Below are 24407 nucleotides of genomic sequence, written 5' to 3' on the forward strand. Positions count from 1 at the left end.
AATCGGCTAGTTGGCGAACACCGCGACACTGTCCTCGGTCGCGTGCCTCGGCTCCAACTCCTCGGCCTCGTGCGTGAGCGCGTTCCGTCGTACGAGGACCACCAGCGCGCCCAGTGCCGCGGTGATGGCCGCGACCACGAACGGGATATGGATGTTGCTCCAGCCCTCGATCTTCGGCGCGAAGAACGGCGCGGCAGCGGCGGCGAACCAGCGGACGAAGTTGTAGCCCGCGCTCGCCACCGGGCGCGGCGCGTCCGACACTCCGAGGGCCAGCTCGGTGTAGACGGTGTTGTTCACGCCGATGAACGCGCCGGACAGGATCGTGCAGACGACGGCGGTGGTGTGGCTGCCGTAGCCGAGGACGAGGACGTCGGCGGCGAGGAGCACCAGGGAACCGCCGAGCACCTTCAAGGAGCCCAGCCGGGCCTGGAGGCGCGGGGCGACGAAGACCGAGAAGACGGCGAGTAGGACGCCCCAGGCGAAGAACACGGCACCGGACTTGTACGGGGTCATGTCCAGCACGAACGGGGTGAAGGCCAGCACGGTGAAGAACGTGTAGTTGTAGAAGAAGGACGAGACGGCGGCGGAGGCCAGACCGCCGTGGCCCAGCGCCTTGAGCGGGTCGAGCAGTGAGGTCTTGCGGGCCGGCTTCGGCTGTTCCTTCAGGAAGACCGTGATGCACAGGAAGCCGATCGCCATCAGGAACGCGGTGCCGAAGAAGGGGTAGCGCCAGCTCTGGTTGCCCAGCAGGGCGCCGAGCAGCGGGCCGCAGGCCATGCCCAGGCCGAGGGCGGACTCGTAGAGCAGGATCGCCGCGGCGCTGCCGCCGGCCGCCGCGCCGACGATGACGGCGAGGGCCGTCGAGACGAACAGCGCGTTGCCCAGACCCCAGCCGGCCCGGAAGCCGACGAGTTCGCCGACCGAGCCCGAGGTGCCCGCGAGGCCGGCGAAGACGACGACGAGGGCGAGGCCGAGCAGCAGCGTCTTCTTGCCGCCGATGCGGCTGGAGACGAAGCCGGTCACCAGCATCGCGAGGGCGGTGATCAGGAAATACGAGGTGAAGAGCAGGGAGACCTGGCCGGCCGTGGCGTCCAGGCCCTTGGCGATCGACGGCAGGATCGGGTCGACGAGCCCGATGCCCATGAAGGCGACGACCGAGGCGCCCGCTGTGGCCCATACGGCCTTGGGCTGCCGCAGGATGCTGCCCGCTCCCGCGTCGAAGGTGTCCATTGCTTCCGTCCAATCCCTGGGAGTCGTGTCATCGAGATGGTTGGCTTATGCACATGATAAGTTAGCTCGGCTAATTAATGCAAGCTACATCTAGTTTCGCCTGGTGAGGGCTTCGGTCCGGACGGGTGATCGTCCTTGACGTGGCGGAGTGAGGGTAGGACCGTGGGGCCCTATGAGGGGCGAACTCAGTTGCCCGAAGTGCGGTGGCCGGGTCAGGGCTCCCGGACTCTTCGCCGATTCCTGGCAGTGCGATGTCCACGGGACGGTGCATCCGCTGCAGCCCGTGATCCCGCCCAGCGTCGAGGCCCTCAGCGTCGTCGTGCATCGCACGCAGGTACCCGTGTGGATGCCCTGGCCCCTGCCCGTCGGCTGGCTGTTCACGGGCGTGGCCTGCGCGGGTGACGACCGCAGCGGCGGGCGGGCGACCGCCGTGGCGTGCTCAGGACCCGGGCCGCTCGGCGGTATAGGGGAGCTGATCCTGGTCGCCGAGGAACTCGGTGTCGGCCTCGGCGCGCGCTATGCCGGCATCGACGGGCCGGACCCGGGGCCGTACATGAACGTCGAGAAACCCCCTCAGGCGAAGCTGCTCGCCGCCGGACGGCCGACGCCGTTGTGGCATGTCGCCACGGCGCCGGACGACCGGGCGGTCTTCGCGGGGGAGGCGCTGGGGCTGTGGCTGTGGGCCGTGGTGTGGCCCGAGCAGTCCGGGCTGCTGATGTACGACGAGCTGGTGCTCACGGATCTGCGGGACGCGGGGGCCGAGGTCGATCTGGTGCCATGCGGCGCGTTGTCGCCGCGGCTGATCGAGCCGTAGCGCCTGGGGGAGCGGGTGTGAAAGGTGCTCAGGAGGTGCCGTTACCCTTGAGTGGTCCCTTCCTGTCCCGTCCCGCCCTGGAGTTCGCGTCGTGCGTATTGACCTGCACACCCACTCCACGGCCTCCGACGGTACGGACACGCCCGCCGAGCTGGTGCGCAATGCCGCTGCCGCCGGGCTGGACGTCGTCGCGCTGACCGATCACGACACCAGTCGCGGCTATGCCGAGGCGATCGACGCGCTGCCCGCGGGGCTCACCCTGGTGACCGGTGCCGAGCTGTCCTGTCGTATCGACGGGATCTCCATGCACATGCTGGCCTACCTGTTCGACCCCGAGGAGCCGGAGCTGCTCGCCGAGCGGGAGCTGGTGCGGGACGACCGGGTGCCCCGGGCCCGGGCGATGGTCGCCAGGCTGCGGGAGCTGGGCGTGCCGGTGACCTGGGAACAGGTCGCGCGGATCGCCGGTGACGGGTCGGTCGGACGGCCGCATGTCGCCACCGCGCTGGTCGAGCTGGGTGTCGTAGCGACCGTGAACGACGCCTTCACCGTGGACTGGCTGGCCGACGGCGGCCGGGCCCATGTCGCCAAGCACGAGACCGACCCCTTCGAGGCGATCCGGCTGGTCAAGGCTGCCGGCGGGGTCGCCGTCTTCGCGCACCCCGGCGCCAGCAAGCGCGGGCACACCGTGCCGGAGTCCGCGATCGCCGAGATGGCCGCCGCCGGGCTCGACGGCATCGAGGTCGACCACATGGACCACGACGCCGAGACGCGCGTACGGCTGCGCGGGCTGGCGAAGGACCTCGGGCTGCTGACCACCGGGTCCAGCGACTACCACGGCAGCCGCAAGAGTGTGCAGCTCGGTGAGTACACGACCGACCCCGAGGTGTACGGCGAGATCACGCGGCGCGCGACCGGGGCGTTCCCGGTGCCGGGGACCGGCGGAGCCTGACCCCCCGACCCCGCCCGCCCGTCTCCGCCCCCTCTCACCTGCAAGGCTTGTGGCTCACCCATGTTCGACGTCGCCGTCTTCGGCTCTCTCTTCCTGACCCTGTTCGTCATCATGGATCCCCCTGGGATCACCCCGATCTTTCTCGCGCTGACCGCCGGACGTTCCGGCCAAGGTCCAGAAGCGGATGGCGTTCCAGGCCGTGTGCGTGGCCGGCGGGGTGATCACCGTCTTCGGACTGCTCGGCCATCAGATCCTCGACTACCTGCATGTCTCCGTCCCCGCGCTGATGATCGCGGGCGGCCTGCTGCTCCTGCTGATTGCGCTCGACCTGCTCACCGGCAAGACCGACGAGCCGAAGCAGACCAAGGACGTCAACGTCGCGCTCGTGCCGCTGGGGATGCCGCTGCTGGCCGGACCGGGTGCGATCGTGTCCGTCATCCTCGCCGTGCAGAAGGCCGACAGTGTGGCCACACAGGTGTCGGTGTGGACGGCGATCCTCGCCATCCATGGCGTGCTGTGGGTGGTGATGCGGTACTCGCTGCTGATCATCCGGGTCATCAAGGACGGCGGGGTCGTCCTCGTCACGCGGCTCGCGGGCATGATGCTGTCCGCCATCGCCGTGCAGCAGATCATCAACGGGATCACCCAGGTCGTGCGGGCGGGCTGAGCTCCGCGAACGCAGAACCCCCGTCCGGCGTCGGTGCCTGACGGGGGTTCTGAAGTCGTCGTATGCGTCGTAGGTGTTACGAGCGTCGTAGGTGTTACGAGGCCTTGGTCTCGGCGGGGCGGATCCACAGTCGCTGTCCTATGGCGGCGGCCTGTTGCACGATCCGATTGACGGAGGCGGCGTCCACGACGGTGCTGTCCACGGTGGTGCCGTCGACCTCGTCGAGACGCATGATTTCGAAGCGCATGGCTTCTCCCTTCGTCTGGTCATCCTCCTGAGGAGAACTACTTGGTTACTGATGGAGTCAACGGGATGCGTGTTACAAACATTCCCTACGCTAAGGAAATTTTTCGAACGCCTAATTACTGACCGGTAAGTGATCGTTCCGAGACCGACCGGGACCAGTTGTGTTCGCAGCGTGACCGCCGGGACAATGAAGGCGATGAACGACGACCTCGCGGCCCTCAGCGCCCGCATCGACCGCACGAACGAGCTGCTGCAGCGCATGCTCGCCGAGGTGGCGAAGACGCCCTCGACGCATGCGATCTTCGTCGACGCCGGGTACTTGTACGCAGCCGCGGGCCGGCTCGTCTCCGGGACCGAGGACCGACGCACCTTCGACCTCGACACCGAGGGCCTCATCGAGGCACTCATCGACAAGGCCCGCACGATCTTCGCCGACAGCCGGCTGCTGCGCGTCTACTGGTACGACGGCGCCCGCCGCCGCATCCACACCGCCGAGCAGCAGGCCATTGCCGAACTCCCGGACGTGAAGGTGCGGTTGGGCAATCTCAACGCCAACAACCAGCAGAAGGGCGTCGATTCACTCATCCGCTCCGACCTGGAGTCCCTCGCCCGGCACCGCGCCATCAGCGACGCGGCCCTCATCGGCGGCGACGAGGACCTGGTGTCGGCGGTCGAGGCGGCCCAAGGGTACGGCGCCCGCGTCCACTTGTGGGGCATCGAGGCCCCGGAGGGCCGCAACCAGGCGGAGCCGCTCCTCTGGGAGGTCGACAGCCAACGCACCTTCGACCTCGACTTCTTCAAGCCGTACGTCTCCCGGCGCACGACCGCCGTCTACGAGGCGACGGCGGTACGGCCCACCCGGGACGACGTCCGCTTCGTGGGCGCCCAGATCGCCGCGAAGTGGCTTTCGGCACGGGGACGCGAGGCACTGGTGGAACTGCTGCCCGGCCATCCCTACCTCCCGGGCTCGGTCGACCAGGACCTGCTGGTGGAGGCGGAGGGGCTTCTCCAGTACTCCCTGCGCGGCCAGGCCGACCTGCGGCGGGCGCTGCGGGACGGGTTCTGGGAGCACTTGCGGACGCAGTACTAGGGCCTGTCCGGCGGATCGGGGCGCGGGAAACCGGCGGGGCCTGGTCGACGCCGTGAGCGGGGTCTGGTGCGTGCGGCTGCAAGGCGGCGGAGGGCGGCGATGCGATGGGGGTCTCCCGCACGAGGTCGTTCGAGCGTGGGGGAGTGCGTGCCAGACCCGCGCGTCTGCGGCATGGTCCGCCGGGCAGGCCCTAGATCTCCGTGGTGTGGTCCCAGAAATCGGCGATGGCCTTCGCCGTCGCGGCCGGCTGGTCGGTGTTCGGTGAGTGCTCGGCCCGCGCGATGACGGTCCGCCGCGCCTTCAGCCGTACGGCCATGTCGTCGAGGAGCGGCACCGGCCAGGTGTCGTCGCGCGAACCCGACAGGACGTGGAACGGGAGCGCTACGGCGGCCAGTTCGGCGATCCGGTCCGGCTCCACGCACAACTGGCGCCCCGCCGCGAGGAGTTGAGCCGGCTTGGTGCCCAGCCAGCGGCGGCGCAGGTCGGCCCGGTCGTCGAGCCCCTCGTCCAGCCCACCGCCGGTCTCGGTCTCCTCCGGCGCCTCCATGGCCTGGATCGCGTCCCACACCTCTGCCATCGACATCACGGCGAGCGCGTCCCGCAGCAGCTTCACCCGCTCCTGCTGGGAGGCGGAGATCTGCGCCGGCCCCGACGCCATCAGCGTGAGCGACAGGAACGGCGCGGGGTCCAGCAGTACGGCGGCCCGTGCGACCTGCCCGCCGAAGGAGTGCCCGAGCAGATGCACCGGTGCGCCCACGGCGTCGGCCAGCGCCAGCACGTCCCGCGCCAACTCGCCCTGCGCGTAGGTGGATTCGTCCTCCGCCGGCCCGTCCGTCTCGTACTGCCCCCGGCCGTCCACCGCGACCGTCCGATACCCGCGCGCGCCGAACGCCTCGTGCAACGGGTTGAAGTCCTCCTTGCTCCCGGTGAACCCCGGCAGCAGCAGAGCGACCCCCTTCGGCTCGACACCGTCGCCCACGGGCGAGTCCACGACGGCGAACTCACCGCGAGCGGTCCGCAGCGGGTATGCGCGAGCGCCGGGGGGCGGGGTGAAGGAGGGGGGCTTGCTCATGGGGTGAGGTTATCCGGCGGGGTTGTGCGGAGTGGGGACGGGAGGGTGTAACTGGGGTTAACGGAGGAGTGGGGGAGCCGGGGGAATGCGGACGGCCCGGCCCACATGGCGTGGGCCGGGCCGTCCGGTACTGACCTTTTCGGCCTTCGGGGGCGGATCAGCCCTCGGTGGCCTCCGCCGTCGCGGGCGCCGCGGTCTTGCGGGGCCGGCGCACCCTCGGCTTAGCCTCCGCCGTCTCCGTGGCGGCAGCGGCCGTCTTACGGGTACGGCGCGGCTTGGCCTCCGGCTCCTCGGCCGACTGCGCCGGGATCTCGGCGGCGACCGGGGCCGCGGCGACCTTGCGGGTCGTACGACGACGCGGCTTGGCCTCGACGGCCTCGGCCGTGTCGACGGCGGCCACGGCCGCGGTCTTCCGGGTCCGGCGGGGCTTGACCTCGGCCTCGACCGCTACGGCTTCCGGCACCTCGGTGGCGACGGCGGCCGCTGCCTTGCGGGTGCGGCGCGGCTTGGCCTCGACGGCTTCGACCGTGTCCACGACGGCGACCGCCGCCTTGCGGGTCCGACGGGGCTTGGTCTCGACGGCTTCCGGTGCCTCGGCGACAGCGGCGGCGGCAGCCGTCTTGCGCGTACGGCGCGGCTTCGTCTCGACGGCCTCGGCCGTGTCGACAGCGGCTTCGGCGGGGACAGCCGCGGCCTTCCGGGTGCGGCGCGGCTTGGCCTCCGCCGTGACCGTCGGCTCGGCGGTCTCCGCCGTCTCCGCGACCTTGCGGGTACGGCGACGGGGCTTGGCCTCGGTGCCCTCCGCGGAGTCGAGCGACGCCTCGGCGGCACTGCCCTGCTCCTCGACGGCCTGCGCGGGGATGTCGGCGACGGCCTTGCGCGTACGGCGACGCGGCGCGGCCTCGACCACCGTCTCGGCCGTCTCGGCCGCGTCGGTCGTGACCACGGCGGCCTCGGCCGGAGCCGCGGTCTTCCGGGTCCGGGTGCGGCGCGGCTTCGTCTCGACGGTCTCGGCCTCCGCCGCGGCTTCCACCGGTTCCGAGGCCTGGACGGCCTTGCGGGCCCGGGTGCGGCGCGGCTTCGTCTCCTCGGCCGGAGCCTCGGCGACGACCACGGTCTCGGCGACCACCGGCTCGACCACGGCGGGCACGATCTCGGTCTCCGCCGACTTACGGGTACGGCGGCGGCGCGAGGTCGCGGGGGCGTCCAGGGCCGGGCCCTCGGCCGTCGCGACGGCGCTCTCCGCGGCCTCGGGTGCGACCACGGAGGCGACTGTCGTGGCCGGCAGCTGCTCTCCTGTCGCTCCGTTGCGCGTGCGGCGACGACGGCGCGGCGTGCGGGTCGCGGCGTCCTCCACGGCGGTGACCGGGGTCTCCTCCGGCGTGGACGTCACGGCCGGAGCCGCCGAAGTCCCGTCCATCGGGGCGCCGTTGCGGGTACGACGGCGGCGACGCGGGGTACGCGCCGGACGCTCGGCGTCAGTGGAACGGGACTCGTCCCGGCTGCCTCGGCCTGCGTCACGACCGCCTCGGCCACCGTCACGACCGTCGCGGCCTCCACGACCGCCCCGGCCACGCGGACCGCCTCGGCCGCCGGTCTCGCCGAGGTCCTCGACCTCTTCCGCCGCCAGCCCGGCGCGGGTGCGCTCCGAGCGGGGCAGGACACCCTTGGTGCCCGCGGGGATGTTCATCTCCTCGAAGAAGTGCGGGGAGGTGGAGTACGTCTCCGGCGGGTCGTTGAACTTGAGGTCCAGCGCCTTGTTGATGAGCTGCCAGCGCGGGATGTCGTCCCAGTCGACGAGGGTGACCGCGATGCCCTTGGCGCCCGCGCGGCCCGTACGGCCGATGCGGTGCAGGTAGGTCTTCTCGTCCTCGGGGGACTGGTAGTTGATGACGTGGGTGACGCCCTCGACGTCGATACCGCGGGCGGCGACGTCGGTGCAGACCAGCACGTCGACCTTGCCGTTGCGGAAGGCGCGCAGCGCCTGCTCGCGGGCGCCCTGGCCGAGGTCGCCGTGGACCGCGCCGGAGGCGAAACCGCGCTGCTGGAGCTGGTCGGCGAGGTCGGCCGCGGTGCGCTTGGTACGGCAGAAGACCATGACCAGGCCCCGGCCCTCCGCCTGCAGGATGCGGGCGACCAGCTCGGGCTTGTCCATGTTGTGCGCGCGGTAGACGAACTGCTCGGTGTTCGCGACCGTCGCGCCCTCGTCGTCCGGCGAGGTGGCGCGGATGTGCGTGGGCTGCGACATGTAGCGGCGCGCGAGACCGATGACCGCGCCCGGCATGGTCGCGGAGAACAGCATCGTCTGGCGGCGCACCGGCAGGAAGTTGATGATCTTCTCGACGTCGGGCAGGAAGCCCAGGTCGAGCATCTCGTCGGCCTCGTCCAGGACGAGCGACCGGATGTGCTTGAGGTCGAGCTTCTTCTGGCCCGCGAGGTCCAGCAGCCGGCCCGGGGTGCCGACGACGACGTCGACGCCCTTGCGGAGCGCCTCGACCTGCGGCTCGTAGGCCCGGCCGCCGTAGATGGCGAGGACGCGCACATTGCGCACCTTGCCGGCGGTCAGCAGGTCGTTGGTGACCTGGGTGCACAGCTCGCGGGTGGGGACGACGACGAGCGCCTGCGGGGCGTCGGTGAGGTCCTCGGGCTTGGCGCGGCCGGCCTCGACATCGGCGGGGACGGTGACGCGCTCCAGGAGGGGGAGGCCGAAGCCCAGCGTCTTGCCGGTGCCGGTCTTGGCCTGGCCGATGACGTCCGTGCCGGAAAGGGCGACGGGGAGTGTCATCTCCTGGATCGGGAAGGGGGAGACGATACCGACGGCCTCAAGGGCCTCAGCGGTCTCGGGAAGGATTCCGAGCTCTCGGAAAGTAGTCAGGGTGCTGCCTCTTCTGTGTGCGCGGTGCGAGGCGAGCGCGGGGGTCGTGTCAGGACCGTGCCGGGGACGTCGGCTGCCTTACGGACAACCCGTGAGGGAAAGCCGTACTGCACGGGACCACTGCCGACGCTCTAGCGCTCGAACCGCTGAGGGTCCCCCTCCGAACTTCGTACGAACAACGCCGTACGGGCGAGGAGGGCTGTCGGGTCGGAGCCGATCGGGCCACCGACCGGGCATCCTCATTCGTGCGGCCCGGCGAATACTCGGCGGGCGCATTACCACCATACCCCGGAATCGCGCATATGCGTTGGCCGATTTGGTCACGTAGTGGTCGTCACAGTGATTGACCAGGGACTTCCGCCGTGCGGTGAGCGGGCTATTGTGCGCTTCATGACGACCGCTGACAACGCCTCCGACGCGCCCGCCGAACCCACCGGAGTCGCCGCCCAGGACTGGGCCACGGCCTCCGCCGACCCGCAGTACCGCAACGCGGTCGTGGACCTGCTCGGCGCGCTCGCGTACGGCGAGCTGGCGGCGTTCGAGCGGCTCGCGGAGGACGCCAAGCTGGCGCCGACCCTCGCCGACAAGGCGGAGCTGGCGAAGATGGCGTCGGCCGAGTTCCACCACTTCGAGCGGCTCAGGGACCGGCTCACGGAGATCGGGGCGGAGCCGACGCAGGCGATGGAGCCGTTCGTCGCCGCCCTCGACGGCTTCCACAAGCAGACGGCGCCCTCGGACTGGCTGGAAGGGCTCGTCAAGGCGTACGTCGGCGACTCGATCGCCAGCGACTTCTACCGCGAGGTCGCCGCCCGCCTCGACAAGGACTCCCGCTCGCTCGTGCTGGGCGTGCTCGACGACACCGGGCACGCCAGCTTCGCCGTGGAGAAGGTACGTGCGGCGATCGACGCGGACCCGCGTGTGGGTGGCCGACTCGCCCTGTGGGCACGGCGGTTGATGGGTGAGGCGCTGTCGCAGTCGCAGCGGGTGGTGGCCGATCGGGACGCCCTGTCGACGATGCTCGTGGGCGGCGTCGCGGACGGCTTCGACCTCGCCGAGGTCGGCCGGATGTTCTCCCGGATCACCGAGGCGCACACCAAGCGGATGGCGGCTCTGGGGCTCGCCGCCTGAATACGGCTGTGCGGGGGCGGTCGGCTACGTACTGCTACGCGGGTGCGGACCGTCCCCGGAGTCGTCTCGACGGGCGCAGCAGCAGTGAGAGCGAGGCGGCCGAGACGACCGCGGCACCGAGCAGGCTCGCCAGGCCACTGCCCGGGCCCAGCGCGCTGTGGGTGACGAAGTCACCGAAAAGCGCTCCGGCGACACCCGTGGAGAACACCAGGGCGCGGGCCGGCAGACGGTCCGCGAGCCGGTGGGTGGCCGCCCATGCGAGCAGCAGACCCAGCACGGCGGCACCGAGCGCTTCCAGGATGATCACGGGGGTCCCTCCCACGGCCGACCGCGTACTGCTGTCGTAGCCGGTCATACCCGTGACCTGCGGAATGCAATCCTCCCCTGTGGGTGACTTGTGCTCCATCTGTGGTGGAAACGCGAGGGGGCCCGGTGACCTTGTCGGTCACCGGGCCCCCTCGTCCGTGCGTGACTACAGCGCGCCGAAGCCCACCTTGCGCGGGGCCGCCTCACCGAGCTCGACATAGGCGAGGCGGTCGGCGGGGACGAGGACCTTGCGGCCGTGCTCGTCCACGAGGCTCAGCAGCGGAGCCTTGCCGGTCAGTGCCTCGGCCACGGCCTGCTCGACCGCCTCGGCGCTCTGACCGGTCTCCAGAACGATCTCGCGAGGCGTGTGCAGCACGCCGATCTTGACCTCCACGCTGTGTCCCTCCGACGGTCAGCAAAGTGCGCGATCTTCCGCGCCGTACCCAGCACACATTAGCCCGGTGAGGGGACCTACATGTTCCGCGCCGAGAACGCCAGGAGCGAACAGCTCCCGGGAACAAACGGCGGGTCGACGGCGGTCAGTGGTGCTGTTCGTTCCCGTGCAGCGGGAAACCGGCGATGCCGCGCCATGCCAGCGAGGCCAGTAGCTGGACCGCTTGGTCGCGCGGGACGCTGCGGTCGCTGTGCAGCCAGGAGCGGGCGACGACCTGGGCGAGGCCGCCAAGACCCGAGGCCAGCAGCATCGACTCGGCCCGCGACAGACCGGTGTCCTCGGCGATGACGTCGCAGATCGCCTCGGCGCACTCGTTCGTCACCTTGTCGACGCGCTCGCGCACGGCGGGCTCGTTCGTCAGGTCCGACTCGAAGACCAGCCGGAAGGCGCCGCCGTCGTCCTCGACGTACGCGAAGTACGCGTCCATCGTCGCCCGGACGCGCTGCTTGTTGTCGGACGTCGACGCGAGCGCGGTCTGCACCGCCTGGATCAGCGACTCGCAGTGCTGGTCGAGGAGGGCCAGATAGAGGTCGAGCTTGCCGGGGAAGTGCTGGTAGAGCACGGGCTTGCTGACGCCGGCGCGTTCGGCGATGTCGTCCATCGCGGCCGCGTGGTACCCCTGCGCGACGAAGACCTCCTGGGCGGCTCCCAGCAACTGGTTCCGTCGGGCACGGCGCGGCAGGCGGGTGCCTCGCGGGCGCGCCGCCTCTGTCTGCTCGATGGCTGTCACGCCGCCTCCCAAATGTCGTCCTCATGCGGTGAGCGCCGCGCCGCCATCGTACTTTTCGGTAACCGTGGTGTGCGCGGTGCGAGCGCAGAATTTCACGGACCGGACGGCGGCGATAGCGGCGCAAAGTGTTTCGAAGGGGGATGGAGTGGGCAAGAGCGCGCGTCCCACGGTCCCCTCCAGTAGGGGGCCGTCAGCGATAGTCGTCCTCGTCGATGGCGACGGCCCGGGCTTGTTCGATGACATCGGCCTCGTTCGCGGAGCCAGGGTCCACCCTGGTCAGTGGCTCGTCGCCGCCCGGTGTCACATCGGCCGACTGCTCGGCCGCGTCGTCCTCCGGGGCCTCGACATCGAGCTCGGCGGCGTTGTCCTCGTCCTCGAAGGTCTCGGGATCGGTGGGGTCGACGGCCATGGCGGGCTCCCTTCCTAGGTACGTCCCTGTGCGGGTGCCCTGAATACGAGCCTAGGAGACACCCGATCCGGACGCCATGCGATGTGGGTGGCATGCGATTGCTGTCTGTGACCGCGGCGTGCACGGAGTGGCCTGTGACGGCGAACACACGAACCACTGCGTGATCGTCTCGTAACATTGCCGCATGTCTTCGACAGAGCTGCCTTCCGTGTCGGCCGCCAGTGTGCTCCCGAAAGTGGCGCCCGTCAGGGTCGGCGAAGGGGAGCGGCTCCGGTCGGTCGGGCTGCCGGGGATCACCCTCACGGTGCGGTCGAGACCACCGGTGCGCGAAGGACTGCCGCCCGCGCTCTACGTCCACGGGCTCGGCGGTTCCTCGCAGAACTGGTCGCAGCTCATGGCCGAACTCGACGGCCTGGTCGACAGCGAGGCCCTGGACCTGCCGGGCTTCGGCGACTCCCCGCCACCGGACGACGGCGACTACTCCGTCACCGGGCACGCGCGCGCGGTCATCCGTTACCTCGACGCGGCCGAGCGCGGCCCGGTGCACCTCTTCGGCAACTCGCTGGGCGGAGCGGTCACGACCCGCGTGGCCGCGGTCCGCCCGGACCTGGTCCGCACGCTCACCCTCGTCTCCCCGGCCCTGCCGGAGATCCGCGTCCAGCGCTCTGCGGTGCCGACGGCACTGCTGGGGTTCCCGGGAATCGCGTCCCTCTTCACCCGTATCAGCAGGGACTGGACGGCCGAACAGCGCGTCCGCGGCGTCCTCGGCCTCTGCTACGGCGATCCCGGCCGGGTGACCCCCGAGGCGTTCCGCTACGCGGTCGAGGAGTTGGAGCGACGCCTCCAACTGCCGTACTTCTGGGACGCGATGGCCCGCTCTTCGCGCGGCATCGTGAACGCGTACACCCTGGGCGGCCAACACGGCCTCTGGCGCCAGGCCGAACGCGTCCTGGCCCCGACCCTCCTCGTCTACGGCGGCCGGGACCAACTCGTCGGCTACCGCATGGCCCAGCGAGCGGCCCGCACCTTCCGTGATTCCCGGCTGCTGTCCCTGCCGGACGCGGGGCATGTCGCGATGATGGAGTACCCGGAGACGGTCGCGACAGCGTTCCGTGAACTCCTCACGGACACAGGGGAATTGGGCAAGCCGGTGGCAGCGGGGGCGGATGCCGTGCGCTCGCTTCACGCGGCCGAGGCGGAAGGTTTCGGCCGAGGTGGCGCGGGTGGCGCGCGGGGGTCCCGTGGCACCGGTTCGGTGCGTACGGTGAGTGAGGGCAACGCCGACGATGTGAACAAGGGGAGCTGAGGGGGCGACGTGGGACGCCATAGTCGCCGTAAGTCCCCTGCCAAGGGTGACTCCGCGGACATAGGCACGGGGGCCGGCACGGGCGCACGGAGCGCCCAGGAGGCCCAGGGTTCGCAACGGGGCCGGGAAGGCCGGCCCGCGGGACATGAGGGCGGCCGGCCTGGGCAGCGGGCTGTGCCGGGTGGTCGGGCGGTGCCGGGGGCCGGCTCGGGTTCGGGTGCGGTTTCCGGTGCGGGTACGGGCTCAGGCGGAGGGGTGGGGCGTAGGTCCGGGCCTGGGGTGATGCCGCCTGGTCGGCAGCAGCCTTCGGCGGGCGGTGGTCCGGGGTATGGGGGGTCGGGGCTGCCGGATGGGACGCCGGCTCATGGCATGCCGCGTTTCCAAGGTGCGCCGCCCGCGCAGGGTGTGTCGCGTCCCCCGTCTCCGGATGGGACCCCGGCTCATGGCGTCCCGCGTTTCCAGGGCGCCCCGCCCGCTCAAGCAGGACCGCGTCTCCCTGACGGGACCCCTGCTCACGGGACGCCGCGATTCTTCGGTGGTACCGGTGCTCCCGCCGCCGGAGGCCCACGCCTGCCTGATGGCACTCCCGCGCGCGGTGTTCCGCGTTTGCCGGACGGTACGCCTGCTCGCGGTGTTCCGAGGTTCGCGGACGGTACGCCTGCTCAGGGTGTCCCGCGGTTCGCCGACGGCACTCCGGCGCACGGTTTTCCCCGGCTTCCGGACGGGACACCGGCGCACGGCTTTCCGAGGCTTCCTGACGGCAGCCGTATGCCCGAGGGCACTCCTGCGCACGGCACGCCCCGCTTCCCCGACGGCACCCCTGCGCACGGCGTCCCGCGTTTGCCGGACGGCGCTTCCCGAACCCGTGCCGGTCACCCCGAGCAGGCTGAATCCGGTGGTGGCTGGGGTGAGTTGAGGGGGCGGAGCGGCGCACCCGCTGCGAGCCCCGGGGTGTCCATCCCCCGGCAGCGCCAGGCGCCTCAGGCCGGTCGGGGTCCCCGGCCGGACTACGTCGACGCCTTCGAAGCTGACGACGATGTCTTCGCGCCCCAGGCGGATGTCGCGACGCACGCGCACCCCGCCGATCCGTACACCTCCGACACCGACGACGCGCCTACGACCGACCCTGATCCCGACGCCGACTCCGCGCCCGCCCCGGCCAAGGGCCGCAAGGGACGCGCCTACACGGGCATCGCTGCCGCCGCCGTCACCACCGTGCTGGCCGTCATCGTGGCCGGGCAGGTCGCCAAGGGCGGTGACGACGACGAGGCGCGGTCGCAGGCGGCCACCGATCAGGGGCGGGACGTACGGAGTACGGCCTCCGCGCAGCCCAGTCCGTCCGGTGCCGCGCGCGTCGCGACGCTGACGTACGCGCAGAAGATGGACACGAAGTACCCGCTCAGCGCCAAGCTCAAGGGTCCCGACAAGTTCGACGCGGTGCCCGGTGTCGACAAGGCGCCCGGCAAGGGGCGCAAGTACACCTACCGCGTGGACGTGGAGCAGGGGCTCGGGCTGGACGGTGCGCTCTTCGCCGAGGCCGTGCAGAAGACGCTCAACGACAACCGGAGTTGGGCCCACAACGGCGCCCGTACCTTCGAGCGGATCTACTCCGGCAAACCCGACTTCGTGATCACGCTCGCCAGTCCTGGTACCACCGCCACGTGGTGCGCCAAGTCAGGGCTCGACACCACCGAGGACAATGTGTCGTGCGACTCGGCGGCCACCGAACGCGTGATGATCAATGCCTATCGATGGGCGCAGGGGTCGTCAACATATGGGGACAAGATGTACGCGTATCGACAGATGTTGATCAACCATGAAGTCGGTCATCGTCTCGGCTACGGGCACGTCACCTGCGACAAGGACGGCGAGTTGGCCCCGGTCATGCAGCAGCAGACCAAGTTCCTCGACCACGACGGGATCCACTGTCTGCCGAACTCCTGGCCGTACCCGGCGAGTTGACGGGCGACGCTTATGTCACATTGACACGAGCCGCGACTTCCTTCATATTTTTGGGCATGTGGTCTAGTCATGTCGCGAACCGCGCCGCCATCGAGCTGGCGCTCATCGGCGTGACCCCGCTCTGCGTGGCCGACATTCTCTGTCGCTGAACACCCGCCCCTGGCGTTCGTGTCGCGACCCGTACCACCATGCCCTTGTCCATGGCCGTGGCAGGGCTTTTCCGACGACCTGACGCCGGGGCAGAGGCCTGTTCGCTGCCGTCTCACCCCTCGTCCATCTGTCTCAGTATTCGAGAAGCTCCGTGAGAGTTCCCGAAAAGCAACCCCGAGAGGTCGTCATTCCGATGCGTCAACCGTCCGTCATAGCCCGGCGCGTGGCCGTGGCATCCGTCAGCCTGGCCGTGGCAGCGGGCGCCGCCGCCTGCGGGCCGAAGGACAACGATGCCAACGGCTCCGGTGGCGACTCCACGCCGCACAAGGGCGGCACCCTCACGGTCCTCAACTCGCAGCCGCAGGAGGACTTCGACCCCGCGCGCCTGTACACCTCCGGCGGCGGCAACGTCCCGTCCCTCGTCTTCCGTACGCTCACCACCCGCAACCGTGAGAACGGCGCGGCCGGCGCCAAGGTCGTCCCGGACCTCGCCACCGACACGGGGCGCCCGAGCGAGAACGCGACCGTGTGGACGTACACCCTGAAGAAGGGCCTCAAGTACGAGGACGGCACCGCGATCACCTCGGCCGACATCAAGTACGGCATCGAGCGCTCCTTCGCCGCCGAACTCTCCGGCGGCGCGCCCTACTTGCGGGACTGGCTGGTCGGCGCGGCCGACTACCAGGGGCCGTACAAGGACAAGAAGGGGCTGTCGGCGATCGAGACGCCCGACAGCCGGACCATCGTCTTCCATCTGAACAAGCCCGAGGGCGAGTTCCCCTACCTCGCCACGCAGACGCAGTTCACGCCCGTCCCGAAGGCGAAGGACACGGGGACGAAGTACGAGCAGCACCCGATCTCGTCGGGGCCGTACAAGGTCGTCAGCAACCAGAACGACGGTGAGACGCTCGTCCTGGAGCGCAACAAGTATTGGTCCGCGGCGACCGACGCCGAGCGCAAGGCCTATCCGGACAAGATCGACGTGAAGTCCGGGCTCGACTCGTCCGTGATCAACCAGCGGTTGTCGTCGTCCCAGGGGGCGGACGCCGCCGCCGTGACGACCGATACCAACCTCGGTCCTGCCGAACTCGCCAAGGTGACCGGCGACAAGGAGCTCGCGGCGCGCGTCGGCACCGGGCACTTCGGTTACACCAACTACATCGCGTTCAACCCCACGGTCGCGCCGTTCAACAACGTCAAGGTGCGGCAGGCGATCTCGTACGCCATCGACCGGTCGTCGGTGGTCAACGCGGCGGGCGGTTCGTCGCTGGCGGAGGCCGCGACCACCTTCCTGCCGAACCAGAAGTCCTTCGGGTACGACCCCTACGACCTCTTCCCGGCCGGTGCGTCCGGCAACGCGGCGAAGGCGAAGGAGCTGCTGAAGGAGGCCGGTTACCCGAACGGGATCACCGTCACCCTGACGCACTCCAACGACAAGGACTTCGAGACCAGCCCGGAGATCGCGACCGCGATCCAGGACGCGCTCAAGAAGGCCGGCATCACCGTCAAGCTCCAGGGACTGGAGATCAACGACTACAAGGACAAGATCCACAGCGTCAAGACCGAGCCGGGCTTCTTCCTCGCCCACTGGGGTGCCGACTGGCCCTCCGGCGGTCCCTTCCTCGCCCCGATCTTCGACGGCCGCCAGATCGTCAAGGACGGCGCGAACTTCAACACCGGCCTGCTCAATGACAAGTCGGTCAATGCCGAGATTGATTCGATCAACAAGTTGACGAATCTTGATGAGGCCGCCAAGCGGTGGGGTGCACTGGACAAGAAGATCGGCGAGCAGGCCCTGACCGTGCCGCTGTTCCACCCCGTCTACAAGCGGCTGGTCGGCAAGGACATCAAGAACGTCGTGATCAGCGACTGGACCGGCGTCCTGGACATCTCCCAGGTCGCGGTCAAGTAACCCCATGAGTGAGGCACTTGTCGCCTCCCAGGCCGCCGGGACGGACATCTCCGTCCCGGCCGCCTCGGGGGCCCGCCAGTTCTGGCGGCGGCTGCGCGCGCAGCGCGCCGCCCTCGTCGCGGCGGCCGTCGTCGCCCTGCTCGTCCTGGTCGCGCTCGCCGCGCCGCTGCTCACCGCGATCGAGGGCCAGGACCCCTTCACCTACCACCCCTCACTCATCGACTCCGCGCGCGGCGGCGTACCGACCGGCTCCTTCGGGGGCATCGGCGCCGACCACTGGCTCGGCGTCGAACCGCAGACAGGGCGCGACCTGTTCGCCCGTCTCGCCTACGGCGCCCGGGTCTCGCTCGGCGTCGCCCTGGGGGCGACCGTCGTACAGGTCACCATCGGGGTCGTGATCGGTGTCGCCGCCGCGCTCGGCAGTCGATGGGTTGATCAACTGTTGAGCCGGATCACCGACATCATCGTGGCGATGCCGTTGATGATCATGTCGTTGGCACTGCTGGCGATCGTGCCCAGCAGCTTCCCGCGTCCCCTGCTCGTCGCGCTCGTCATCGGGCTCATCGCCTGGGGCAACATCGCGAAGATCGTGCGCGCCCAGACGCTGTCCCTGAAGGAGCTCGACTACGTCTCCGCGGCCCGGCTCAGTGGGTGGGGCACCTGGCGCATCGCCCGCCGCGAACTGCTGCCGGGACTGGCCGCGCCCGTCATCACGTACGCGGCGCTCCTCGTCCCGATCAACATCACCACCGAGGCCGCGCTGTCCTTCCTCGGCGTCGGTGTGAAGCCCCCGACCCCTTCCTGGGGACAGATGCTCACCGCCGCCGACGTCTGGTACCAGGCCGCGCCGCAGTACCTTCTGCTGCCCGCCGGCGCCCTCTTCGTGACCGTCCTGGCGCTGACCGTTCTGGGCGACGGCATCCGCACGGCCCTCGACCCGCGCGCGGCATCCCGCCTGCGCATCGGCACCGGCCGCAAGCGCGAGGCCAAGGCCGACGCGAACGCGAAGGCCACGAGCACGGGCACGAGCACGGGCACGGGCGCGGGCACCGAGGAGGCCACCTCATGAGCGGCTTCGGAGGATTCGTCCTGCGCCGCGGCATCGCCACCGTGATCACCCTGCTCGCGATCTCGGTGATCGTCTACGTCGTCTTCTTCGTCACCCCCGGCAACGTCGCCCAGATCACCTGCGGCCCGCGCTGCTCGCCGGAACAAGTGCACCAGGTCGCCCAGCAGTTGAGGCTCGACGACCCGCTGTACCTCCGCTACTGGCACTTCCTCCAGGGCATCCTCGTAGGCCAGGACTACTCCACGGGCACCTCCGTGGAGCACTGCTCGGCGCCCTGCCTCGGGCTGTCGTACCAGGGCGACCAGCAGGTCACCCAACTGATCCTGGCCAAGCTGCCGGTCAGCCTGTCCCTCGTGTTCGGCGCGATGGTGCTGTGGCTGATCCTGGGCGTCGGCACCGGCGTCCTGTCCGCGTGGCGACGCGGCCGGTTCACCGAGCGCCTGCTGACCGGCATCACCCTCGCGGGCGTCGCCACCCCGGTGTTCGTGATCGGCCTGGTGCTGATGATCGTGGTCTGCGGGCAGCTTCAACTGCTGCCCTTCCCGCAGTACGTCGCCCTCACCGACGACCCCGAACAGTGGGCCTGGAACCTGCTGCTGCCCTGGCTCTCGCTGGCCCTCATCGAGGCCGCCGCGTTCGCCCGGCTCACCAGGGCGTCGATGCTGGAGACGCTCGCCGAGGACCACATCCGCACCTTCCGCGCGTATGGCGTCGGCGAGCGGTCGATCATCGGGCGGCACGCGCTGCGCGGTGCGTTCGCGCCGATCATCGCGCTCAACGCCAACAACGTCGGTTCGGCGGTCGGCGGCGCGGTCCTCACCGAGACGCTCTTCGGACTGCCCGGCATCGGACAGGAACTCGTCCATGCCGTCAATGTCGTCGACCTCCCTGTGGTCGTCGGCATGGTCCTCGTCATCGGCTTCTTCGTGGTCATCGCCAACGCCGTCGCGGACGTGCTGTACGCGGTGGCCGACCGACGGGTGGTGCTCGCATGAGTCCGGTGGACGACTCCATGGACGGCTCCGTGGACGGCTCTGGGGATGCCTTGGTGGAAGTCACCGACCTGACGGTCGGGTTCGGATCGCTGCGGGCCGTGGACGGCCTCTCCTTCCGGCTGGAGAAGGGCGCCGCGCTGGGCCTGGTCGGCGAGTCCGGCTCCGGCAAGTCCACGGTCGCCTCGGCCCTGCTGGGCCTGCACCGCGGCACGGGAGCCGACGTCGGCGGCTCGGTGCGGGTGGCCGGCATCGACGTACAGGAGGCGTCCGACGCGGAACTGCGGCGGCTGCGCGGCGGGAAGGCCGCGATGGTCTTCCAGGATCCGCTGTCGTCCCTGGACCCGTACTACGCGATCGGCGACCAGATAGCCGAGGTGTACCGGGTGCACGCGCGTGTGTCCCGTCGTGCCGCACGCGCGCGTGCCGTCGACGTACTGGACCGGGTCGGAATTCCGGACGCGCCACGACGGTCCCGCTCGCGCCCGCACGAGCTCAGTGGTGGCATGCGGCAACGCGCCCTGATCGCCATGGCGTTGGCCTGCGAACCGGACCTGCTGATCGCCGACGAACCCACGACCGCGCTCGACGTGACCGTCCAGGCGCAGATCCTCGACCTGCTGCACACGCTCCGCGAGGAGACCGGCCTCGGCCTGCTGCTCGTCACCCACGACGTGGGCGTCGCCGCCGAGAGCGTCGACGAGATCCTGGTCATGCGGCACGGACGGGCCGTCGAACACGGGCCGGCAAGTGCCGTATTGGGGGCGCCGGCCGAGCAGTACACCCAGGACCTGCTCGGTGCCGTCCCGCGCGTGGACGTGCCACGGGCGCCCTCAGGGGCGTCCCAGGACGTCGTTCTGGAGGCGACCGGCCTACGACGTGAATTCGGGCGCGGGAAACGGGCGTTCGCGGCCGTGGACGACGTGTCGCTGACCATCCACCGGGGCGAGACCCTCGGCATCGTCGGCGAGAGCGGCAGCGGCAAGACGACGCTGGGCCGCATGCTGGTCGGGCTGCTCAAGCCGACGGCCGGTGAGATCAAGCCGGGCGGGGGCGTACGCCCCGACGTCCAGATGGTCTTCCAGGACCCTGTCTCCTCCCTCAACCCCCGCCGCAGCGTGGGCGAGTCGATCGCCGATCCGCTCCGCGCGCGTGGCGAACGCGACGAGGAGCACATCAGGGGGCGCGTCCGCGAACTGCTGGAGCGCGTGGGGCTCGAAGGCGCGCACTACGACCGCTACCCGCACGAGTTCAGCGGCGGACAGCGCCAGCGCGTGGGCATCGCGAGGGCGCTCGCGGCCGACCCGCGCGTGATCGTGTGCGACGAGCCGGTCTCCGCGCTCGACGTCACCACCCAGGCCCAGGTGGTCGCCCTGCTCGGCGAACTCCAGCGCGAACTCGGCCTGGCCCTGGTCTTCGTGGCCCACGACCTCGCCGTCGTGCGCCAGGTCAGCGACCGGGTCGCGGTGATGCGACGCGGGAGGATCGTTGAACAAGGCCCCGCCGACGAGGTCTACGACTCCCCGCAGGACCCGTACACGAAGCAACTCCTGGCCGCCGTACCGGCCCTCGATCCGGAGGTGGCGGCCCAGCGCAGGGCGGTGCGACGGGAGTTGGCGACGGCCTGAGGATCGTTGAACGATCCGCTCCAGGGTGATCCCTTAGCGCGAGCGAACGCGAGCCGTACGGGAAAGTTACGACCGTTCACCCCTTTTGGTGGCGCGATGGACAACCGTCCATCGCGCCACCGCCTTGTCCGCATACGTTCGTCCCGCTGCGAGCCGCCGGGTCAACGGCGGCTCCCCATATGGGAGATCGGGGGTGTGCCCGTGCGCGTAGGACTGCTTACGGAGGGTGGCTATCCGTATGTGAGCGGTGACGCCAGGCTCTGGTGCGACCGGCTCGTGCGCGGGCTCGGGCAGCACGAGTTCGACATCTACGCGCTCAGCCGCAGCGAGCGCCAGGAGGACGAGGGCTGGCTCGAACTGCCGCCGCACGTCGCCCGCGTACGGACCGCGCCGCTGTGGACCGCCGAGGACGACGGTGTGTCTCTGGGGCGCCGTGCGCGCCGGCGGTTCGACGAGTGCTACGGGGAACTGGCGGCCGTCCTGTGCGCCGGGGACGGGCGGACGGCGGGGGACGGGCCGCTGTCGGAGACCGCGTCCGCAGGGCCCTCCGAAGCCTCGGCGGCCGTCTCCGCCGATGTGGCGGACCGTTTCGCCAACGCGCTGTACGGCCTCGCGGACCTCGCTCGCGAAGAGGGCGGACTCGTGGCCGCGCTGCGCTCCGAACGCGCCGTGCGCGCGCTGGAACGCGCCTGTCGTGCGCCCGGCGCACTCCGCACGGCACGCGAGGCGCGTGTGCCCGAACTCCTCACCGTCGCCGCACACTTGGAACGCGCCCTGCGCCCCCTCTCCCTCGACTGGTACGAGGACGACGCCCTCGGCTCGGTCGACCTCTGCCACGCGACGGCCGGAGGCACGGCGGCCCTGCCCGGCCTGCTCGCCCGGCACTTCGCCGGCGTACCGCTGCTGGTGACCGAGTACGGCGTGCAGTTGCGGACGCACTACCTCGCCTCCGCCGACGCGCCGCCCGCCGTACGGGCCCTGCTCGCCGCCTTCCACGGCAGGCTGGCCGCCGAGATCTACCGCCGGGCCACGCTGATCACCCCCGGCAACACCCACACCCGCCGCTGGCAGGAACGGTGCGGCGCCGACCGGACGAAACTCCGCACGGTCTACCCGGGCATGGAGGCGTCCCGCTTCGCGGAGGTGGGCGAGGCGCCCGAGGGCGCCGACCAGGACACGCTCGTGTGGGTCGGCCGTATCGAACCCGCGAAGGACCTGATCTCCCTGCTCCACGCCTTCGCGGAGATCCGCAAGGAGGAGCCCGGGACGCGCCTGCGGATCGTCGGCACTCCCTCCGGCGCCGAGGGTGACGCCTATCTGGGCCACTGCCGGGCGCTGGCCGCCCAACTCTTTCCCGACGAGGCCGAGGGCGTGCACGCGGTCGGCGACAACCCGGTGTCCTTCGAGGAGATCGGTAGCCCGGAAGCCCCCACGCTCGCCGAGGCGTACGCCTCCGGCACGGTGACGGTCCTGTCGAGCGTCGTCGAGGGCTTCCCGGTCGGCCTGGTCGAAGCCATGTTCTGCGGCCGGGCGACCGTCTCCACGGACGTCGGCGCGGTGGTCGAGGTCATCGGCGGTACGGGACTCGTCGTACCCCCGCGCAATCCGCGGGCGCTCGCCGAGGCGTGCGTGACCCTGCTGCGCGACCCCGAGCGCCGTGAGCGCCTGGGCGCCGCCGCGCGCGCCCGCGCACTCGAACTGTTTACCGTCGAGCAGAACATCGCGGCATTTCACGGCATTTACCTGGAGATCGTCTCGCACTCCCCGGTCCGCCATGTCGTCCTCGACGACGCCGGCGCCCCGCGCCCCTTCGCAGCACCCGCCGAGGCTCATGTCCCCGGCCGCTGGACCGGCCCCGCGGCCCGCGTCGTCGCCCGCGGCGGCCCGCGCTGGGCGGCGGGAGCACCGGTACGCGCCACCATCCCGTCGCCGACCACGGAGGCGGCCCGATGAGCGGCCTCGGCGAACTCGACCGCCCCGGGACACCCCGAGGGGCGGGCGCGTGGGACGCGCGGTCCGAGGAGTGGCTCGGGGGACCGGGGGAGGAGCACCCTGAACCGGAGGCGCACGAGGGGGACCCGGCGGCTGTCGGTCAGGACACCCACGACAGCCCTCCCTCTCCGCCCGCCCCACGCGACGCCGAGCCGTCGGTCGCGCAGGCGGCACCGGGACCGACCCCCCGCGCGAGCGACCGCAAACCCGCCCCCGCCCGACGCGGCGCCGCCGACCCCGTGAAGGCGCTGATGCACCGTCACCGCGAGCTGTGCGAGCGGGCCGTCGATCCGCTGGAGATCGCGGCGGGGCTCGAAGCGCACGGAGTCACCGACCGGACCGCCGGCCGTTTCCGGCACCGGGACGTCTTCTCGCTCGCCGAGGAGATGTACGCCCGCGTGCCCCGCGACGACGCGGCCGCCTCGCACTCCGAGGCCGTGGCCGTGCCGGCGCCCCGCGTCGACTGGGCCGTACTCGCCCTGCTGCCAGGAGTCCTCGGTGCCGCCACCGTGACCGGCCTGCGCCTCACGGACGGCCGGGCACGGCTGACAGTCGCCGTCGTCGGCGTGCTCGCCGTGGCCCTCGGCGTGCGCGCGGCGCTCGGCCGCGGCCCGCTGAGCACCCCACCCGGCACCCACGCCTGGCGCACGCCCCCCGGCGCGCGCCTGTGGACCTGCTGGCTGCTCGCCTACGCCCTCCTCGGCGACGGACTGCTCCGCGCCGCTGACGACGGCGGCCCCGACGAACTGCCCACCGGTACCGCGGGCGGACTCTGGCCCATGGCCACCGCACCCGTCCTGGCCCTCGCCCTGGCCTGCGTTCCCGCGGCCTGGTGCGCCCACCACTTCGCCGTACGCGCCCGGCGCAAGCTCGCGACCAGTCGCGGCCTGGAGGACTTCGCCGACTCCGTACAGCCGCTGCTGCTCGGCACGTTCGCCCTGTTCCTGTGCGCCCTGACCGCCCTCCTCGCTCTCTGCGGCGCGGCCCTGGGCGAACCGGCCGCCTACGCCCAGGCGTTGACCCTGGGCGCCCTGCTGCTGCTCGCCCGCCTCCTCACCGTCCACGGCTTCACCCACGCCCCGGCCCTCGCCCTCGGCGCGGCGGCCGCGACCGAGGCGACGGCGCTGGCCCTGGACTTCATCGGCCGGCTCCCGGGCTGCGGCTTCCTGGCCACCCCGGTCGAAGCCCTCCTGAGCCTCTGGGGCCCGGGCGGCATTCCCGCCGTCGCCTGCGGAGCGGCCGCCCTGATCCTCCTGTTCCACACCACCCGCACGCTGACCAGAGCCTCCGCGCACGCGCCGGCGGACGAGCCGAGGTGACACCGACATGCCCCCATGCCGACGCGTCACGTCACCCGGCCGCAGGCGCCCGGCCCCACCGCCGGAGGCAACCGCACCACCTTGTGAAGGAGAACGCCAGATGATCA

The 24407-nt window shown here is 70.9% G+C and carries 21 protein-coding genes and 1 pseudogene; 14 read left to right on the forward strand and 8 right to left on the reverse strand.

The features are described from left to right. Positions 1 to 6 precede the first annotated feature (6 nt). Positions 7 to 1230, reverse strand: coding sequence for an MFS transporter (locus AB0M63_RS04140; protein ID WP_355922130.1), 1224 nt, complete (start codon positions 1228 to 1230; stop codon positions 7 to 9). A 172-nt stretch (positions 1231 to 1402) separates the two neighbouring features. On the opposite strand from AB0M63_RS04140, the gene AB0M63_RS04145 reads away from it, so the two are divergent. The 3 genes and pseudogenes from AB0M63_RS04145 to AB0M63_RS04155 all read left to right on the forward strand — a co-directional run bounded on the left by AB0M63_RS04145 (position 1403) and on the right by AB0M63_RS04155 (position 3660). Continuing rightward, positions 1403 to 2044, forward strand: a complete 642-nt coding sequence (locus AB0M63_RS04145; protein ID WP_366018296.1) for a DUF6758 family protein — start codon at positions 1403 to 1405, stop codon at positions 2042 to 2044. Between the two features lie 91 nt (positions 2045 to 2135). Beyond that, positions 2136 to 2993: a PHP domain-containing protein gene (locus tag AB0M63_RS04150; protein WP_355922124.1), complete on the forward strand. Its 858-nt coding sequence runs from the start codon at positions 2136 to 2138 to the stop codon at positions 2991 to 2993. 60 nt (positions 2994 to 3053) lie between these two features. After that, positions 3054 to 3660: pseudogene (locus AB0M63_RS04155) on the forward strand (MarC family protein). Between the two features lie 94 nt (positions 3661 to 3754). Here the strand turns inward: AB0M63_RS04155 and AB0M63_RS04160 are convergent. Next, complete coding sequence (locus AB0M63_RS04160; protein WP_019058373.1) at positions 3755 to 3907, reverse strand: hypothetical protein; 153 nt, start codon at positions 3905 to 3907, stop codon at positions 3755 to 3757. Positions 3908 to 4102: 195 nt separating this feature from the next. Between AB0M63_RS04160 and AB0M63_RS04165 the strand changes: the two genes are divergently transcribed. Beyond that, entirely contained in the window at positions 4103 to 4996 is an 894-nt protein-coding gene (locus AB0M63_RS04165; protein WP_355922117.1) for an NYN domain-containing protein, read from the forward strand. 190 nt (positions 4997 to 5186) lie between these two features. On the opposite strand, the gene AB0M63_RS04170 is transcribed toward AB0M63_RS04165, so the two are convergent. Together AB0M63_RS04170 and AB0M63_RS04175 are read right to left on the reverse strand one after the other, a co-directional pair. Next, the gene (locus tag AB0M63_RS04170; RefSeq protein WP_366018297.1) at positions 5187 to 6068 is read right to left on the reverse strand and encodes an alpha/beta hydrolase; all 882 of its coding nucleotides are present in this window, start codon (positions 6066 to 6068) and stop codon (positions 5187 to 5189) included. A gap of 157 nt (positions 6069 to 6225) precedes the next feature. Next, complete coding sequence (locus AB0M63_RS04175; RefSeq protein WP_366018298.1) at positions 6226 to 8853, reverse strand: DEAD/DEAH box helicase; 2628 nt, start codon at positions 8851 to 8853, stop codon at positions 6226 to 6228. 480 nt (positions 8854 to 9333) lie between these two features. Here AB0M63_RS04175 and AB0M63_RS04180 point away from each other — a divergent pair, with 480 nt between their 5' ends. After that, on the forward strand, positions 9334 to 10071 hold the full coding sequence (locus AB0M63_RS04180) for a ferritin-like fold-containing protein (RefSeq protein ID WP_355922108.1): 738 nt from the start codon (positions 9334 to 9336) through the stop codon (positions 10069 to 10071). Positions 10072 to 10105: 34 nt separating this feature from the next. Here AB0M63_RS04180 and AB0M63_RS04185 read toward each other — a convergent pair whose 3' ends face one another. The 4 genes from AB0M63_RS04185 to AB0M63_RS04200 form a co-directional block, all read right to left on the reverse strand. Further along, complete coding sequence (locus AB0M63_RS04185) at positions 10106 to 10375, reverse strand: hypothetical protein (RefSeq protein ID WP_355922244.1); 270 nt, start codon at positions 10373 to 10375, stop codon at positions 10106 to 10108. A 168-nt stretch (positions 10376 to 10543) separates the two neighbouring features. Beyond that, the gene (locus AB0M63_RS04190) at positions 10544 to 10771 is read right to left on the reverse strand and encodes a DUF3107 domain-containing protein (protein WP_019058367.1); all 228 of its coding nucleotides are present in this window, start codon (positions 10769 to 10771) and stop codon (positions 10544 to 10546) included. 145 nt (positions 10772 to 10916) lie between these two features. Then, positions 10917 to 11561, reverse strand: coding sequence for a TetR/AcrR family transcriptional regulator (locus AB0M63_RS04195; RefSeq protein ID WP_043674651.1), 645 nt, complete (start codon positions 11559 to 11561; stop codon positions 10917 to 10919). A gap of 190 nt (positions 11562 to 11751) precedes the next feature. After that, the gene (locus AB0M63_RS04200) at positions 11752 to 11970 is read right to left on the reverse strand and encodes a hypothetical protein (protein ID WP_366018299.1); all 219 of its coding nucleotides are present in this window, start codon (positions 11968 to 11970) and stop codon (positions 11752 to 11754) included. Between the two features lie 184 nt (positions 11971 to 12154). Between AB0M63_RS04200 and AB0M63_RS04205 the strand changes: the two genes are divergently transcribed. The 9 genes from AB0M63_RS04205 (at position 12155) to AB0M63_RS04245 (ending at position 24300) form a co-directional block, all read left to right on the forward strand. Continuing rightward, positions 12155 to 13276: an alpha/beta hydrolase gene (locus AB0M63_RS04205; protein ID WP_366018300.1), complete on the forward strand. Its 1122-nt coding sequence runs from the start codon at positions 12155 to 12157 to the stop codon at positions 13274 to 13276. A gap of 606 nt (positions 13277 to 13882) precedes the next feature. Then, positions 13883 to 15238, forward strand: a complete 1356-nt coding sequence (locus tag AB0M63_RS04210; RefSeq protein WP_366018301.1) for a DUF3152 domain-containing protein — start codon at positions 13883 to 13885, stop codon at positions 15236 to 15238. Between the two features lie 56 nt (positions 15239 to 15294). Continuing rightward, positions 15295 to 15387 (forward strand): Ms4533A family Cys-rich leader peptide, encoded by a 93-nt coding sequence (locus AB0M63_RS04215; protein WP_317886218.1) that lies wholly within the window; start codon positions 15295 to 15297, stop codon positions 15385 to 15387. A gap of 194 nt (positions 15388 to 15581) precedes the next feature. Continuing rightward, entirely contained in the window at positions 15582 to 17300 is a 1719-nt protein-coding gene (locus tag AB0M63_RS04220; protein WP_355922094.1) for an ABC transporter substrate-binding protein, read from the forward strand. A gap of 4 nt (positions 17301 to 17304) precedes the next feature. Beyond that, complete coding sequence (locus AB0M63_RS04225) at positions 17305 to 18369, forward strand: ABC transporter permease (protein ID WP_366018302.1); 1065 nt, start codon at positions 17305 to 17307, stop codon at positions 18367 to 18369. After that, positions 18366 to 19364 carry an ABC transporter permease gene (locus AB0M63_RS04230; RefSeq protein WP_355922088.1) on the forward strand — a complete coding sequence of 333 codons (999 nt, stop codon included), beginning with the start codon at positions 18366 to 18368 and terminating at the stop codon, positions 19362 to 19364. Before AB0M63_RS04225 ends, AB0M63_RS04230 begins: the two co-directional genes overlap by 4 nt. Then, positions 19361 to 20989, forward strand: coding sequence for an ABC transporter ATP-binding protein (locus tag AB0M63_RS04235; RefSeq protein ID WP_366018303.1), 1629 nt, complete (start codon positions 19361 to 19363; stop codon positions 20987 to 20989). Before AB0M63_RS04230 ends, AB0M63_RS04235 begins: the two co-directional genes overlap by 4 nt. A 201-nt stretch (positions 20990 to 21190) precedes the next feature. Continuing rightward, the gene (locus tag AB0M63_RS04240) at positions 21191 to 22942 is read left to right on the forward strand and encodes a DUF3492 domain-containing protein (RefSeq protein ID WP_366018304.1); all 1752 of its coding nucleotides are present in this window, start codon (positions 21191 to 21193) and stop codon (positions 22940 to 22942) included. After that, positions 22939 to 24300 carry a hypothetical protein gene (locus AB0M63_RS04245; RefSeq protein WP_366018305.1) on the forward strand — a complete coding sequence of 454 codons (1362 nt, stop codon included), beginning with the start codon at positions 22939 to 22941 and terminating at the stop codon, positions 24298 to 24300. The genes AB0M63_RS04240 and AB0M63_RS04245 overlap by 4 nt, the downstream gene beginning before the upstream one ends. The last annotated feature ends 107 nt before the right edge of the window (positions 24301 to 24407 follow it).

The sequence above is a fragment of the Streptomyces sp. NPDC051576 genome, from assembly GCF_040681835.1.
Classification (GTDB): domain Bacteria; phylum Actinomycetota; class Actinomycetes; order Streptomycetales; family Streptomycetaceae; genus Streptomyces.

Excerpts from the sequence above, each read along its gene's own strand:
- AB0M63_RS04140 (WP_355922130.1), bottom strand. The coding sequence starts at position 1,230 with ATGGACACCTTCGACGCGGGAGCGGGCAGCATCCTGCGGCAGCCCAAG.
- AB0M63_RS04145 (WP_366018296.1), top strand. The coding sequence starts at position 1,403 with ATGAGGGGCGAACTCAGTTGCCCGAAGTGCGGTGGCCGGGTCAGGGCT.
- AB0M63_RS04160 (WP_019058373.1), bottom strand. The coding sequence starts at position 3,907 with ATGCGCTTCGAAATCATGCGTCTCGACGAGGTCGACGGCACCACCGTG.
- AB0M63_RS04165 (WP_355922117.1), top strand. The coding sequence starts at position 4,103 with ATGAACGACGACCTCGCGGCCCTCAGCGCCCGCATCGACCGCACGAAC.
- AB0M63_RS04170 (WP_366018297.1), bottom strand. The coding sequence starts at position 6,068 with ATGAGCAAGCCCCCCTCCTTCACCCCGCCCCCCGGCGCTCGCGCATAC.
- AB0M63_RS04175 (WP_366018298.1), bottom strand. The coding sequence starts at position 8,853 with ATGACACTCCCCGTCGCCCTTTCCGGCACGGACGTCATCGGCCAGGCC.
- AB0M63_RS04180 (WP_355922108.1), top strand. The coding sequence starts at position 9,334 with ATGACGACCGCTGACAACGCCTCCGACGCGCCCGCCGAACCCACCGGA.
- AB0M63_RS04200 (WP_366018299.1), bottom strand. The coding sequence starts at position 11,970 with ATGGCCGTCGACCCCACCGATCCCGAGACCTTCGAGGACGAGGACAAC.
- AB0M63_RS04205 (WP_366018300.1), top strand. The coding sequence starts at position 12,155 with ATGTCTTCGACAGAGCTGCCTTCCGTGTCGGCCGCCAGTGTGCTCCCG.
- AB0M63_RS04215 (WP_317886218.1), top strand. The coding sequence starts at position 15,295 with ATGTGGTCTAGTCATGTCGCGAACCGCGCCGCCATCGAGCTGGCGCTC.
- AB0M63_RS04220 (WP_355922094.1), top strand. The coding sequence starts at position 15,582 with ATGCGTCAACCGTCCGTCATAGCCCGGCGCGTGGCCGTGGCATCCGTC.
- AB0M63_RS04225 (WP_366018302.1), top strand. The coding sequence starts at position 17,305 with ATGAGTGAGGCACTTGTCGCCTCCCAGGCCGCCGGGACGGACATCTCC.
- AB0M63_RS04230 (WP_355922088.1), top strand. The coding sequence starts at position 18,366 with ATGAGCGGCTTCGGAGGATTCGTCCTGCGCCGCGGCATCGCCACCGTG.
- AB0M63_RS04235 (WP_366018303.1), top strand. The coding sequence starts at position 19,361 with ATGAGTCCGGTGGACGACTCCATGGACGGCTCCGTGGACGGCTCTGGG.
- AB0M63_RS04245 (WP_366018305.1), top strand. The coding sequence starts at position 22,939 with ATGAGCGGCCTCGGCGAACTCGACCGCCCCGGGACACCCCGAGGGGCG.